The organism is Acinetobacter sp. ANC 3813 (genome assembly GCF_002135435.1).
In the GTDB taxonomy this organism is placed as follows: domain Bacteria; phylum Pseudomonadota; class Gammaproteobacteria; order Pseudomonadales; family Moraxellaceae; genus Acinetobacter.
In genome coordinates, this window is the sequence record NZ_NEGK01000003.1 from 146694 (window position 1) to 161351 (window position 14658).

Below are 14658 nucleotides of genomic sequence, written 5' to 3' on the forward strand. Positions count from 1 at the left end.
GCTGTATTGCCTAGAGCATTCATTACAAACTTGAAGTGAATCAAAACAGCCTTAAAAATGTAGAGATGCTTCATGACTCAAGCATCCTGTAAGGCTGAATCAGCTGCGCCAACTTGTGACAGAATTGCAGGCCTTGCGGCTGGAAGAACCATGCCGTATGCGCAATCAGCCAATCAAAATAGGCAGCATCGGCATGTTTGATATTTTGGGTAATACCCGCAAAGTATTCCAACTCCGACAGGGCAAAATCGCTATGCACAATTTTGATTAGTTCAGGCAGCACGTCCAGCTCTGGACTCAATCCCGCCTGCTCAATATAAGCCTGAACAAAAGCAGTCAAACCCGCTTCATCGATATAAAGATCAGGCCCCTGTGCCAACGCCAGCCAATCAATAAAATTACGCTCAATCGCCACAGCCAAATCATAAACAGCACTGCAGCGATCCGCTAAGCCAAAATCAATAACGGTTGTAATCTTTGCTGCATCACTTGCATCTGACCACAGTAAATTAGAGGCATGAAAATCGTTATGAGTCCAAATTTTGGGCACTTGCTGCATTGTGCTTTTAATCTGGCTATGCACACTGCTCAGCTGATTCAGCCAAGCTGCATCTAGAACTTTATCTGCAAAATATTCACTCAGCGCTGGACTGCGTTTAATGCGGTGTGAAATAGCTAGATGGATATTTTCACTTTCCAGCAAGTCTTGATTCGAAATCAACTGCTTAGCACTTCGCCCCTGAGTGACTGAATAATGCATTGACGCTTGATGCAGTGCTGCTAATTTTTGGCCTGCTTTGGCGGCATGCGCTGCACAAAAGAACGGTTTCCAAGACAGCTGATTGGCATAGGGATCAACGCCATGCGCTTTTTCATGCACTTCATAGCTCCACTCCCCCAATTCCACTGCCGTTGCGCCATGACGTGCAGATACAATTTTTGGCACAACTATGCCTTGCACATTTAAATAGCGGATCAGTTGATGTTCTTGCTTTAAATCTTGCGCACTGCGGAATAACCGGCTGCTGCGTTTAACAAAAAAGATCTGAGCATTTACCTGCAGCAACAGTGCAGCGGAAAAAGGACGCGGGCTGCGCCATAAAATAGTCTGTTGACCAATCAGTTGCGGATAGTGCTGTTGAAGTAAGTGCAGATCAATGCTGGAAATATCCTGCCAATCTTTGGCTTCGGGGCTTTCTCCCATGCCATGACCCAAATTTTCGGTCTGATCCATCATGCGGCAGCACCCAAAAATCGAATAGCGTCAAACACATGAAGTGGAGCATTCAAAAAGCTGAATGGATTTAAGCCCAGCCAGCAATCTTGACGATCATAGTTATATTGAAAACTTTGAGCCATGCATCACCCCACACCCGATAAAACAGTGCGAAATGTATTAGATATAAGTGGTACATACCAATATTATTTACTGATCAAATTATTTTTTTAAACTATTTATTCGATGCATCATTATTATCAGTTCGTTTTTAAATCATTGAACAGCATTTGTTTTATCTGTAAAACACTTTCGTGCTATAAATAATAAGATCCCAGAGAAGCAGATCTCTACATTCTAAAAAAAAATCCGTTTAAGCATGGATCTCCATATTCATCTCAATTTTATCTTCAGGCCATATTTCAATATCAAATTCAATCACTTGATTATCAGACATAGAAATACGCTCAATACGAATCGCTGTTTGACTCGATGGAATCCCAAGCTGCTTGCCATCAAACGCTTCTGCTGCTGTATTCTTAATTTTTAAACGGCTGCTGCTGTAATTCAATTTAAAATGGTTTTTTACAACCTCTTCAACTGAAGGAATGACATCAAAATCAAGAAAATTGGGAAATAAAGCAGCAGGTAAATAATTATATTCGAGCAAAACTGGAACATTATCGGCATAACGCAAACGGATAATTTCAAAAAAACCGTCTTGGCTTATTGCAGGGTCGAAAACATCTGCGCCATCAAAAGCGGCATCGACCAATTTGGCAGAAATTAATTCTGTTTTAGCGCTAAAACCCTGCGCTTTTAAGTAGCTGTTAAAGTTTTCAATCGAAGCTGGATAGTACTGAATTTTTTTATTGCTAACAAACCAGCCTACATTATGCACTTTATAAATTTTATCTTCAGCGCGCAGCTGTTCATAAGCTTTACGCACAGTTTCACGCGAGCAATTATATTTCAGCGCCAAATAACGCTCGGATGGAATCAGCTGATTGGGAGCATATTGCTGCAGTTCCTGCCCAATCAAGTTCCTGATTTCCATGTATTTCATATGCGCTATCCTTTACTTGAAATGGGCTGGCAATACACTTAAAAACGCCGCCACGTATTTTAACCCCGCTTATTATAAAGCAAGAAGATTCAGCTCAAGCACTTCATCTGATTAAATCACTATTAAAGGACAATAAAATGCCTCCCGAAGGAGGCATACATGTTGATTTAGAGCAATATTCAGATTGAATTAGCCCGCTATTTTATCAGGTTGCGGACTAAACACTTCTTTTAACTCACACTGTAAATCTTCAATACGCTCTGCCTGTACAACTGATTTGCCTAAATATTTTTTAGACAGCATAAAGGCACGCGGATCATTAATCGCATCGACAGCCACCAAGTGATTCTGATAAAAATACCAGAAGCTGGCTGTCGCTTTTGCCTCATCAATACGGCTATAAACGCGGTTATAATCGCGCGCAAAGCCTGAAATTTGCAGTTTTAAATTAAACTGATCTGACCAGAACCATGGAACAGGTTTATAGCTGCACGCCTGCTGGTTGATGGCACTGGCGGCAATCTCTGCCTGTTCATTGGCGTTTTGTACAGATTCTAAACGTGTCAGCTGTCCACCTAGCTCAAAGCACGTACAGTCACCAATGGCATAAATATTCTGAATATTGGTACGGCACTGGGCATCGACATAAATCGCACGATTCTGAATGGTGATGCCGCAAGCTTCCGCCTGTTCATAATTGGCAGTCACACCAATACCCACCACCATTAAATCAACGGGCAATTCTTGCTGATCGTCTAAAACGATTTTTTGCAAATTGCCCGCGTCATGCATAAAAGTGGCAACATTGGCATTTTCCAAAATATTTACGCCATGCTGCTGATGCACTTTACGAATATAGGTACTGCTTTCTTCACAAGCCACACGCTGCAAAATACGTGGACTTTTTTCCAGCAAGGTCACATGGAGTCCTTTATTTTTAGCCACCGCTGCCAATTCCAAACCAATATATCCTCCACCCAAAATCACCAAATGCTGATCAGGCTGAAAGTGGTTTTGAATATCATGACAATCGTCGATGCCACGGAATGAAAAAACATTGTCTAGCTTAGGCAATATGCTTTCTGGCAGCTGATTTGGCCGTGATCCTGTCGCGATGACCAAATTCTGATAATGCAGTTTTTCACCCGCTGATGTTTCCACTGCATTATCTTGTGGATGAATCTGGCTAATCTGCGTATTCAATTGAAATTGAATGTTTTTGCCATTATAAAAACTTTCTGGATAAATCAGCAATTCTTCATACGCCAATTCACCGCTCAAATATTTTTTGGATAAGGGCGGACGCTGATAAGGCAAATAGGCTTCTGCACCAATGACTAAAATACTGCCTGTAAATCCTTTATCCCGTGTTTTTACAGCGCATTGCGCTGCGGCTTGCCCTGCACCGATAATAATCAAACCATATTCCATACTGGTTCCTTAATTTTGCAGATATGAATCGTCAAATTCATTCATCGAAATTTTAATTTTGATTTCGTCCAGCCGCAGCATTTCAAAAAAGAGTGATCCCGATAACTCAGGCTGGCACAGCAAATCTTCCAAGTCTTGATAAAAATCCAATGCCGTATCTTTGCTCATACGCCATTCAAAGCGCATCGCATCAAGCTCAAACACGCCGCCTTCAGCTTCTGCCTCGCAAAGCGCAAGCGATAAGCTGAAGTCTTGCAAATAAATCCTAGAATCTTGCTGCAGCGAAATAGGCTGCCCAAAATCTGTCAGCTCATCCAAGGCATCCAGCAGCGGCACCAAATCCGGCTTATCGCCTGCGAAAAGTATCTGGGGATAAAAATCGCAGGCCAAAAAATAGGCCCGCAGCATTTAATTTTGTCCAGCAGCAGGCTGAACGTCTTGAATATCCTGACTGTGCACCAGCTCGATATTGCCGTCACACTCAATTTCAATCCATTGACCATCGCCCATATTTTCTGTGCAAATTCCCTGCAGGCCTTTTTTGGTGGTAATACCATCGCCTACTTGAATATCGTATAGATTAATCATGCTTCTGCTCCTTAGAAGAATGTCGTTAAGTTCTTCACCAACAACACATTTTGGTCAAGAATGATTTCACGGCGCAGTACTTTCCAGCCTGCTTCAGTTTTGACCAGTGTGTCGTAGCGCTTGCCAATCATTTCATTGACCTCATATTCCACACGGTTCAGATAAACAAAAAAGCGGCAGCTGGTTTTGACAAATTCCTGCTGATTTTCGTCTACACCATGTTCCAGCACACGAATATTGGTGAGCAGATGTGACGTACGTGATAACGGTTCTTCGGCATAATGCACGCCAGTCAGAATTTGCTCGACACGTTTGGCTAGCGTCCATTTGCCTTCATCAAACCAGCTGATGTCCTGTCCCTCACGGGTATTTTCACGTTCTGCATGCTGACCGAATTTCACATTGCGGCGCATTGGCATGAAGTATTTAATGTCTTCATGCAGCATATCCAGCCAGTCTTTAAACTTACGCTCATCGACAAAATCCGCTTCTTGATAAAAGAAGTCTTCAATCTCTGCTTTTAAGGCCAAATTAATGGCTGGTTTTGCTTCAGTTAATTCTGCTAATACAGTCATTTTGCTATCCCTAATGGTGTTGATGTTCCCTGATGATGGAAGCAGCCCACATCAATAATGGTGCCGCTGATGGTTTGCGACGCATCAGAAATTAAAAACTCAATGGCATCCGCCATATCGCTGCCATGAATTGGCCGTCCAGCCACTGAACCAATAGCTTTGGCCTGCAAAGCCTCTTGACTGCCTTGGAAGCGCTCTAAGCTCATTGGCGTGACAATCCCGCCGCCGCCAGGAATCAGCGCATTCACTCGGATTTTGTATTGAAATACATCCAGTGCCAGCGCCTGATTAAAAGCCATCAGACCACCTTTAGAAGCTGCATAAGCCAACATATTGGCCTTACCCCAACCTGCACCAGATCCAATGTTCACCACACACCCACCGCCCTGTTCTTTCATATAAGGCAGAGCAGCTTTGGCAAAAATAAATGGGCCAAGCAAATTCACATTGTGAATAGCTTGCCAAGTTTCAACCGATGTATTGTCCAAAGTTCCAAGCGGCCCTAAAGCTGCGTTATTCACAATGGCATCAATGCGTCCAAAAGCTTCTGCCGTGCGTTCACACAATTGCTGTATATGTTGTTCATTGGTCAAATCGGCAGCGGCATAATTGACCTGCCCCGTTACAAACACTTCAGTTTCATGCTGCAAATGCTCTGCCAAACCAAAGGCAACCACGGTATTGCCAAGCGCTTGCAGGCGCTGGCTGATTTCCAGCCCTAAACCTGCATTGCCGCCAGACACCATCACCACTTTATTCATCAGCAATTTCCTTTACAGGTGCAGCTTCTAAGGTATTTGCAAAGGCTGGATCAAAACGTTCATCCTGCTTGCCAGACAACACATCCCAGTTTTCACCATTGATGTAATCATTCCAGCGCAAGTAGAAACCGCGCGCCATGTGCTCTGTCACAGTTGTACTGACATCACCATTAATTTGCAGGCCATTCACCACTGGATTGAGATAAGTTTTGCCCAATGACTGCTGATAGTTAAATGGATAACGCTGTGAAATCACCCCAGCACAAGCTTGGGTTGCATACAGCCAGTTTTCCATATCGTCCTGCTCTGTCATGCCTGCAGGGCCTGAATAGCGCATGTAGTAATGACGCAGGAAACTTTTCACTTTTTCAGGTGCATCGGCATCGACCAAGAAGAAGCGCCAGCCTTCAGTTTCTGTTGCACTATGCGGATGCCATACACATAAACTTCGCGGCTGTGTGCCATGGAACGATGTATTTGGGAAAATCGTGCCGACAAATGGACGCAGGCGGTAATCATCACCTTTGACCGCTTTGCGTTTTTCAAAGTTAGAACGGAAGTATTCTTCAATTTCTGGATCATTCTTAAACTGTTCGACGTATTCCTGACCTTCAGGCTGAACAGCAGAATGCACACCATGGCCATGCGGGAAGCTCACCCAAACATGCTTTGAAAACTCAAGTTCATTATCACGGCGGCCTTTTACGCCTTGCTCAGCCGATGGGCCAATACCGATCAAATCTACCGAACGGTGACTTGGGTTATGATAAGTATCGCCTAAGAAGTTTTCTGCGGCGTATTTCCAGTTCGCAGGGAAAATCCACTTATGGACACCCACCACTTCCGAACCGCCTAGACGGCCATCACGGTGATCGAGCGCTAAATCTAAATGAGTTTTCGCATCGCCTAAATATTCTAGAAAATCTGGCGCTTCTGGATCCCACGTTGCCCAAACTGTGCCCTTATAAATTTCCAGTTTTGCAACTTCAATCAATGACCAATCGGCTTTATCAAAGCAATCGCCATAAATGTCTTTTTGCATCGGCACGCCGCGCAGCTGTCCATCTGTAGAGAATGACCAGCTGTGATATGGGCAAGTAAATAATGACGTATTGCCTGATTCATGACGGCAAACCTTCATCCCGCGATGACGGCAAGAGTTTAAAAATACGTGAACTTGGCTGTTTTTATCACGCACTAAAATGACTGATTCTTTACCCATGCGTGAGCTGAAAAAGTCACCTGGTTTCGGAATTTGGCTTTCATGGCCCACAAATAGCCAAGCGCGGGTGTAGACAGTTTCCAGTTCTTTTTGGAAAATATCTTCTGCGGTAAAAATTTTGCGGTCGACCGTGCCCCGCACCTGATTGATAAATTTCTTTTGATTTCCTTGATCCGTCATCACGATTTCCTTTTACAGCGATAGAGTCAAAGGCAAGCTTGAACTGCCTATTTCAGATACATCTATCCTAGAAAAATAATCAGCAAATTAGGTATAAGGAATTTTTATAAATAAAATTCAGACATTAAAAAATCTAATTTATTTATCAATTAAAATTATCCAAAAGCAAATTTATTATTAAAATTTATATGATTTTTTCACTTATAAGATTTCATAAATAGGATTTTAGAAAGGCTGCGCCTAAATTAAGCTTATTCAATGAAAAGGAATTTTTTAAATGGCTAAAATCGAATTTATCGACCACATGGGTCAATCTACAGTTGTCGAAGCTGAAAACGGCCGCTCAATTATGGAAACAGCTGTACGAAACGGTATACAAGGCATTCAAGCAGATTGCGGCGGCGCATGCTCTTGTGCAACTTGCCATTGCTATGTTGGGGATGACTGGTTCAGCAAAGTTGGCGCTGCGGAAGGCGACGAAGAAGGCATGCTGGAATTTGCCTTTGAAGTGAAAGATACTTCCCGCCTAAGCTGCCAAATTAAAATGAGCGAACAACTGGATGGCATTAAAATTTATCTGCCTTCACAGCAAGGTTGATTTTTTTATAAGCAATATTTATATAAAATAGATTATGCTAGGGATATATCCGCAAAGCGAAGAATTGAATAGGTCAGGACGGTCTATCTTTATTTATGGAAGAAAACAGCTTATGAAATATATCCCCAGTATTCAGCAGATGCGCGCGTTTCAAATTCTGTATGAATTAGGCAGTGTTTCAGAAACAGCCAAACGCATGCATGTAACCCAGCCTGCAATCACGACACTGATTAAGGATTTAGAAGATAAGTTAGGCGTACAGCTGTTCAAGCGCACTACTCGAAAATTAGAACGTACCGAAGAAGCGCATGAGGCCAACCGCTATATCTCGCGTGTGCTTCGTGATTTAAATGAACTGTACGATAATTTTCAGCACAAAAACAGCTCACCCATTAAGCAGATTAATATCGTCTCTACGGCAACCGTCACCCAAACTTTTCTTGCCCCCCTGCTTCAAGAATTTTCGGTGCTCAACCCGGACATACGCTTAAATTTAGAAGACTGTTCTCCGACTGAGTTTTACAGCTATCTCAATCAAAACGATGCCGATATTGCTATTGGTGCCTCTATACGCAATATTGATGGCTATAAAATTTCGGCATTATTTGAAGATCCTCTGGTTGCGCTTGGGCCGAAGAATTTTTTTGCAACTGAGCAGGACAGCATCGCATGGAGTTCCCTGCAAACTCATAAACTGATTTTGGTTAAACCCGGTTATGGTATCCGTGACCTAATTAACCATACCTTTTTAAACTTAAACTTGCTGGAAGAATTAAATATTGTTCAGCAAGTGACTATGATTAATACCGCTATTTCATTGGCTAAAGCTGGGCTGGGCACAACCATTGTGCCGCTATCTATTGCTAAATATTTTGCCGATGACGACTTCTGCTACAAACTGCTGATCGAGCCTGAAATCTCTCGCACTATCTCACTGGTTTATTCTAAATCGATTCAGGTTGATCACTATCTTTATGATTTTATTAATTTCATTAAAACCAATTTTAAAGATAAAATCTAAAGTAGAAAAATGGCGCAATTCTAACGCCATTTTTATTCACAGATTGCTATCCATTTATTCTTTTTTTACGTCACCCGCTCTAGCGATAAAGCTAAGTTTAAAAACCGCAAAGACAGCAATATCTATCTTCGCGGTATTAAATTGCTCAAAATATATTTACACAGCCAATGAGCGCGGCAATTGTTTTGCAGAAAATTGATTCAAAAATGCTTCTAAATTTTCTGGCAAGGTATTTCCGCGCCATGCCACATGCTGGTCTGGCCGCACCAAGATATAAGCATGTTTATAGCCTAAACCTTCCGGCACCTGCTCTTGCTGCAATAAAAGAATGCTTAATGGAAAATTCATGTCCGTAGCCTGCTGTTGGATTCGCTGAAGATCTATATCTGAACCAAAACACAGCAAGCTGTATTCTGCGCCCAAGCAATCATACAAAGAATCCTGATTCTTGAGATAAAAATCCGGCAGCCTGCAGCCCGGTACTGTCGAGCTGACAAATGCATTCATATCATAGGCTGGAGCACTTTCCTCGTCATAAGCAATAACGGGCGAATTTTCATAATAATAGCCAAAATTCAAACCAGAACAGCAGTATTGGCGAACATTTAAATCGTACAGCACCTGACCAAATGCCGCACGGCTTACCGCACCTGATTCCGTTTGATCTTCAATATCAGACGGTATTTGCTGACGCTCTTTATGCAGCGCCAAAGCATGATTCATTGCGAATTTTGAGACTTGGCTGGTAATGGGCTGACGTTCAATTTGGTAAATATCTAAAATTTCCTCTCCCGCCCAGCCATTTAAATATGCCGCCAAAGTCCAAGATAAATTCATGGCGTCGGCAATACCAGCATTCATGCCATAGCCCGCCATAGGCACCCATAAATGCGCTGCATCTCCACAAATAAACACTCGTCCTTTACGGAATTGATCCGCGACCAAGCGCCGCGCTGTCCAGTCTTCTTTAGACAGTACCTCATATTCAAACTGCTCATCTACACCTAAAATAGCCCGTATAGAATCATTGCGGTCAATGGCGTCAAAATCATGTTCATGATCATTTAAGTAATTATGAATGAGCCAGATTTCCTTACCATCAATTGCGTAGACATTGCCGCTTCGTTCTGGGTTCACGGAGAAGGTCGTCCAAGCAGGTGCCTGCGTTAATTTGGAGAGTAATTTCGGCGCTCGAATACAAGTCGATTGCACTTTGCCCAGCTCACCCACACCTGAAAGCTGAGTGCCCATTTTCTTGCGAACCATCGAGCGTCCGCCATCACAGCCAACAATAAAATCTGCACTGATTTTAATCTGTTTTTGGCTCTCTAAATCTATTGCCTGTACTTCACAAGAAGTGGAATTTTCACTAAAATCTAAAGCTTCTGTACGGTTTAAAATACGAATATTCTGCTGTTTTTCAGCATGCTGAAATAGCACTGGCTCCAAATAAATTTGGTTAATTCGATGCGGCGGTTCCGCAGTTGGCCAACCCGTATCTGGCCCTTCGATTGCACTATAGCGCGCATTGCGGCTGGGAATACGAATACGTGACAATTCCTGACCTAAAAATCGGGTTTTATACGCAACATCATTAGGGTAATCATCTGGCAATCCTGTTTGACGCACCATTTGAGCAACACCCAAACGGCGGAAAATTTCCATAGAACGGGCAGAAACATGATTGCATTTTACATTGGGCGCTTCGCCCTTATGACGAATTTCGGTGATGATGACTTGTATGCCGCGCTGAGCCAAATCCATCGCCAATGTTAAACCCACTGGGCCTGCGCCAATAATGCATACCTGAGTTTGATAGTGCTGAATCATTTTTCCTCCTGATCAATATTCACACTGCCCACTCATTAAACTGAACATAAACATCATAAGGAAATGAATTTTTTATGCAGATTGATAAAAAAAAATTATTGTTAAAAGACTTACCAAGCATTCGTCAAATGCTTGCTTTTATTGCGGTTTATGAATTTGGACATATGTCAGCTGCAGCTGAAGATTTAGCCCTGACTCAACCTGCGGTTACGGTACTGATTAAAGAGCTGGAAAATAAACTGGGGGTTAAATTATTTGACCGCGCCACCCGCACACTCAAACCGACTGCTGCGGCAGAACAAGTCCTGCCTTTCATATTACGCGCACTGAATGAGTTAGATGATTTAAACCGTGTCATGCAGGATTATACAGCGCTGCATGCGGGCAGTTTAACGCTGGCTGTGACGCCTTACAGCTCACAAAATGTACTGCCTAAATTGCTATCCTCTTTTCAGGAACAGCATCCGCAAATCAGAATCCATATTGTAGAATGTGAACCACTGCAACTCATACCTTGCTTACTCAAAGATAAAGCTGATTTGGCCTTAGGCGCTTTAGATAAGCAACTGCCAAGCCTTAGCACTTATACCGTCATGCAAGATGAAATTGTTGCAGTCTGCACCGATAAGTTTGAACTCCCTTCTGCTGATATTTATTGGGAGGATTTAAAACAGCAGCCCTTAATTTTGACCAAAGTCGGCTATGGTATACGCACGTCTATTGACCAAGTGCTGCAACAAAAAAATATACTGCAGGATGTCTGCATTGCACATGAAGTTTCACTGATCAGTACTGTATTGGCATTAGTCAAATCAGGTTTAGGTATTGGCTTAGTCCCGCGCTCTGCGGTAAATGCCGCCGATCAGGATGTAAAGGTTTACCCGCTCACAGACCCGATTGTGCAGCGTAATATTTCACTCATTCATTTAAAAGATAAAAATCTGAGTCCTAGCGCCCAAGCATTTTTGAATCAGCTGCCTGCATAAATTAATCACCCAATTTCTGACCAATAGTTTATGCATGCAGCCTTTATAAATTACAGTAAATATAGCTTATTCGTAGTTCATTGATGGAACTGGCTGTGTGGCTGCTTTCCAAAACGTATTAATCACTGTACAGCTTATAGATAGCGCTAATCCAAACATGCAGCAGCCGATCCAGCCCCAGTGATGCCAAAGATAAATTGCGGCAATAGAGCCGAGCGCTGCACCCGAAAAATAAATGGTCATATAAATTGAATTAAGCCGTGAGCGCGAGTTTGGATCAATTTGATAAACCACATTTTGATTTAAAATATGAATAATGGAGAGCGCCACATAAATAATGATCAACCCTGCCAAATAAATCAGCAGATGGATTTGCGCGCCCAATAAAACCACCCAACTTATAACCAGCAGATACATTGAGTTACGAGTCCATTTTGCTTCATCGCCGCGCTGAAAAACTTTACCGGTCCATGGCCCCAGCAACACGCCGGTAATCCCAACTAAACCAACCAAGCCAATCTGAAAGTCTGAATAAAAATAAGGCGCTTCGGACAAAACCAGAGCCATCGTGGTAAATACAGAGCTGACTGCCGCAAAACACAGCCCGCCTAAAATCGCGCGCTTTTGTAAAATGGGCTGCGTTTTCAACAAATCATGCATGGATATAAAAATATCTTTGTAGACAATTTTTTTGGGCTGAAACTCTGGCAGTTTCAAATAGATTAGAACAGATGCACCAGCCAGCAATAGTCCGCTTAACACATAAATGGCATGCCAGCTCATAAAGGTCGAAAGTAAGCCTGCTACTGTTCGGGCAAAGAGAATGCCCATCAGCAAACCGCTCATTAGCGTACCGACAACCTGCGCACTGCGTTCAGGCCGTACCAATAGGGTTGCAAATGGAATCAACACTTGCGCGCCAATGGAGAACAAACTGCTGATGGCTGTCCCGATATACATCCAATTTAAACTGCTGGAAAATGCGCAAATCAGCTGACCGCATGCTGCCAGCGCCATAAAGCAAACAATCGTTTTCTTTTTTTCAAACATGTCACCCAAGGGCACAAGGAGGAAAAGCCCCAAGGTATACATGCTTTGCGCAATAAAGCTGATATAGGCTGCAGATGTTTTTTCAGCGCCAAATTCAATTGCAATCGAATTCAGCAAAGGCTGACTATAATAATTGCTGCCAGTACATAAGCCGCATGCAATTGCCATCAATAAAATGATTGGCCCTGAAATATCAGCCTGTTTATTATTCATATCATCTACTTATTTATGAAAGTCAAAAAGACACTCTGCATAAACAGAGTGTCTTCCTTAGTACAAGCACTATATGCAACTTAGCTTGTTACTGCCTCATTTTTAACACCAGATTTAGTATTTTCATTTGAAGATGTACGGTTCACTTGCTTTGCAGGAATGGTTAACACAACCAACGCACCCAAGAAAATCATAAAGGAAATGATATACAGCGCCATGCCAGGATCTGCAATATTGTCGCGCATCCAGCCAATCATATAAGGTGCTGCAAATGATGCGATACTGCCGAAGGAACTGATAATTGCCAAACCTGCAGATAGCATTGCCGTTGTTAAGAATGCTGGCGGGAACTGCCAATAAAGCGGCAAGGCAGCATTTCCGCCCATGCAGGCAATTGATAGACCAATCATCACGGCTACGACACTGCTCGACATGACACCAGCAATAGCAAGGCCAATTGCACTCATTACCATACAAGTAAACAAATGCCAGCGGCGCTCACCCGTACGGTCAGAAGATCGGCCAATGTACAGCATGAATATTACGCCAGCAATATACGGAATTGCTGTAAGGAAACCGACTGTGGTATTGCTTGAAACCCCTGTACCATGAATAAATGTCGGCATCCAATAAGACAAGGTATTTACGCTGAGACGTACAGCGAAATACATAATGACCAGAATCCACACATATTTATTGAAAAATATGCCCGCAAATGACGTTGCAGCCTCGGTTTTCTTGGTCTCTTCAGCGTTTAGCTCACCCACTAATTGCGCTTTTTCTTGAGCTGTTAAGAAAGTCGCTTCATTGATGGTATCTGGCAGTATTTTGTACACAAGATAGCCAAGGAACAGGACTGGAATACCTTCAAGGATAAACATCCATTGCCAGCCGCTTAATCCGCTGACATGATTCATGCCATCAATGATTAAACCTGAAATTGGCCCACCCAAAATACCCGCAATTGGCACGGCTAAAGCAAACCAAGCGCTCATGGTTGCGCGGCGGCGGCGTGGGAACCAGCGAGTAATATATAAAATAATACCAGGGAAGAAACCCGCTTCTGCAGCACCTAATAAGAAGCGCAATGTGTAGAATTGCTCCGCAGTTTTAACAAAGCACATCCCCGCAGACAAAATGCCCCAAATCACCATAATGGTACAGATCCAGCGTTTCGCGCCAAATTTATCCAAAGCCATATTACTCGGCAGGCCAAACAGTGCATAAGCAATAAAGAATAAACCCGCCCCTAAACCATACATCGTGTCTGAGAAGCCAAGATCCATTGACATCTGCATTTTCGCAAAGCCGATATTAATACGGTCTAGGTTTGCAAAAACGTAACAGACCAGCAGCAATGGCATGAGCCGTAAAGTCACTTTACGGTCCATCGCTTTTGCAATCACTGAATTTTCATTTACATCCATATTTCCTTCCTTGTGACTCAGCCATGAGTCCTAAACTTTAAATATGTGAGCCGACATCATGTCAATTTATAGCTCTAAAAATATTCCATCTGAATTAGTCAGGTATGATCTAGGATATATTCAGTCTCTATCAAAAATTTATTAAATTTATTAATTAATTTTCCAATGTTATAAAATCTGCTATAGAGCAAAAATCAAAATATTGAGCACAAAAAAGTGCGCCACTAACTGCTGGATAGATCAGCGGGAATATTAAAAATCAATTTAAGATCAATTCATTAGCACAAGACCAAAGACAGATTACTGCAAATCTGCATATCCTATATTTTATCTACAGATGCATCAAAAAAATCAACATGTATGCCAGAATTTAGTCAAAATTATGACGCCAATCATTCTTCATAATTCATTTGACCTGCTGTTGAAAATGAAGTCCCAAATGCTTTTAGGACTTCTAAACGCCATAAGCTATAATTTTTTCATGGCCGATTAAT

General features: G+C 42.5%; 15 protein-coding genes. 3 read left to right on the top strand and 12 right to left on the bottom strand.

Annotated features, from left to right (window positions below; all coding sequences use genetic code 11):
• Nucleotides 1–70 precede the first annotated feature (70 nt).
• From B9T34_RS05615 to B9T34_RS05650, 9 genes are all read right to left on the bottom strand, one after another.
• Complete coding sequence (locus tag B9T34_RS05615) at nucleotides 71–1237, bottom strand: phosphotransferase enzyme family protein (protein WP_086212188.1); 1167 nt, start codon at nucleotides 1235–1237, stop codon at nucleotides 71–73.
• A complete protein-coding gene (locus B9T34_RS19110) occupies nucleotides 1234–1359 on the bottom strand; it encodes a hypothetical protein (RefSeq protein ID WP_265733474.1) in 126 nt (41 codons plus the stop codon). Before B9T34_RS19110 ends, B9T34_RS05615 begins: the two co-directional genes overlap by 4 nt.
• A 230-nt stretch (nucleotides 1360–1589) precedes the next feature.
• Entirely contained in the window at nucleotides 1590–2282 is a 693-nt protein-coding gene (locus tag B9T34_RS05620) for a GntR family transcriptional regulator (RefSeq protein ID WP_086212189.1), read from the bottom strand.
• A gap of 189 nt (nucleotides 2283–2471) precedes the next feature.
• Nucleotides 2472–3713, bottom strand: coding sequence for an NAD(P)/FAD-dependent oxidoreductase (locus tag B9T34_RS05625; RefSeq protein ID WP_086212190.1), 1242 nt, complete (start codon nucleotides 3711–3713; stop codon nucleotides 2472–2474).
• 9 nt (nucleotides 3714–3722) lie between these two features.
• Nucleotides 3723–4121 carry a hypothetical protein gene (locus B9T34_RS05630; RefSeq protein WP_086212191.1) on the bottom strand — a complete coding sequence of 133 codons (399 nt, stop codon included), beginning with the start codon at nucleotides 4119–4121 and terminating at the stop codon, nucleotides 3723–3725.
• Nucleotides 4122–4301: a hypothetical protein gene (locus B9T34_RS05635; protein WP_086212192.1), complete on the bottom strand. Its 180-nt coding sequence runs from the start codon at nucleotides 4299–4301 to the stop codon at nucleotides 4122–4124.
• An 11-nt stretch (nucleotides 4302–4312) separates the two neighbouring features.
• Nucleotides 4313–4876, bottom strand: coding sequence for a 3-phenylpropionate/cinnamic acid dioxygenase subunit beta (locus B9T34_RS05640; protein WP_086212193.1), 564 nt, complete (start codon nucleotides 4874–4876; stop codon nucleotides 4313–4315).
• Entirely contained in the window at nucleotides 4873–5637 is a 765-nt protein-coding gene (locus tag B9T34_RS05645) for an SDR family NAD(P)-dependent oxidoreductase (RefSeq protein WP_086212194.1), read from the bottom strand. The genes B9T34_RS05640 and B9T34_RS05645 overlap by 4 nt, the downstream gene beginning before the upstream one ends.
• A complete protein-coding gene (locus B9T34_RS05650) occupies nucleotides 5630–7039 on the bottom strand; it encodes an aromatic ring-hydroxylating oxygenase subunit alpha (protein ID WP_086212195.1) in 1410 nt (469 codons plus the stop codon). The genes B9T34_RS05645 and B9T34_RS05650 overlap by 8 nt, the downstream gene beginning before the upstream one ends.
• A gap of 277 nt (nucleotides 7040–7316) precedes the next feature.
• On the opposite strand from B9T34_RS05650, the gene B9T34_RS05655 reads away from it, so the two are divergent.
• The gene (locus B9T34_RS05655) at nucleotides 7317–7637 is read left to right on the top strand and encodes a 2Fe-2S iron-sulfur cluster-binding protein (RefSeq protein WP_086212196.1); all 321 of its coding nucleotides are present in this window, start codon (nucleotides 7317–7319) and stop codon (nucleotides 7635–7637) included.
• Nucleotides 7638–7749: 112 nt separating this feature from the next.
• Nucleotides 7750–8658, top strand: a complete 909-nt coding sequence (locus B9T34_RS05660) for a LysR family transcriptional regulator (RefSeq protein ID WP_171265130.1) — start codon at nucleotides 7750–7752, stop codon at nucleotides 8656–8658.
• Between the two features lie 156 nt (nucleotides 8659–8814).
• Here the strand turns inward: B9T34_RS05660 and B9T34_RS05665 are convergent, their stop codons facing one another.
• A complete protein-coding gene (locus B9T34_RS05665; protein ID WP_086212198.1) occupies nucleotides 8815–10488 on the bottom strand; it encodes an FAD-dependent oxidoreductase in 1674 nt (557 codons plus the stop codon).
• Between the two features lie 74 nt (nucleotides 10489–10562).
• Between B9T34_RS05665 and B9T34_RS05670 the strand changes: the two genes are divergently transcribed.
• A complete protein-coding gene (locus B9T34_RS05670) occupies nucleotides 10563–11474 on the top strand; it encodes a LysR family transcriptional regulator (protein ID WP_086212199.1) in 912 nt (303 codons plus the stop codon).
• A gap of 66 nt (nucleotides 11475–11540) precedes the next feature.
• Here the strand turns inward: B9T34_RS05670 and B9T34_RS05675 are convergent, their stop codons facing one another.
• Nucleotides 11541–12737 (bottom strand): MFS transporter, encoded by a 1197-nt coding sequence (locus B9T34_RS05675; RefSeq protein WP_086212200.1) that lies wholly within the window; start codon nucleotides 12735–12737, stop codon nucleotides 11541–11543.
• An 80-nt stretch (nucleotides 12738–12817) separates the two neighbouring features.
• Nucleotides 12818–14164 (bottom strand): MFS transporter, encoded by a 1347-nt coding sequence (locus tag B9T34_RS05680; protein ID WP_086212201.1) that lies wholly within the window; start codon nucleotides 14162–14164, stop codon nucleotides 12818–12820.
• Nucleotides 14165–14658 lie beyond the last annotated feature (494 nt).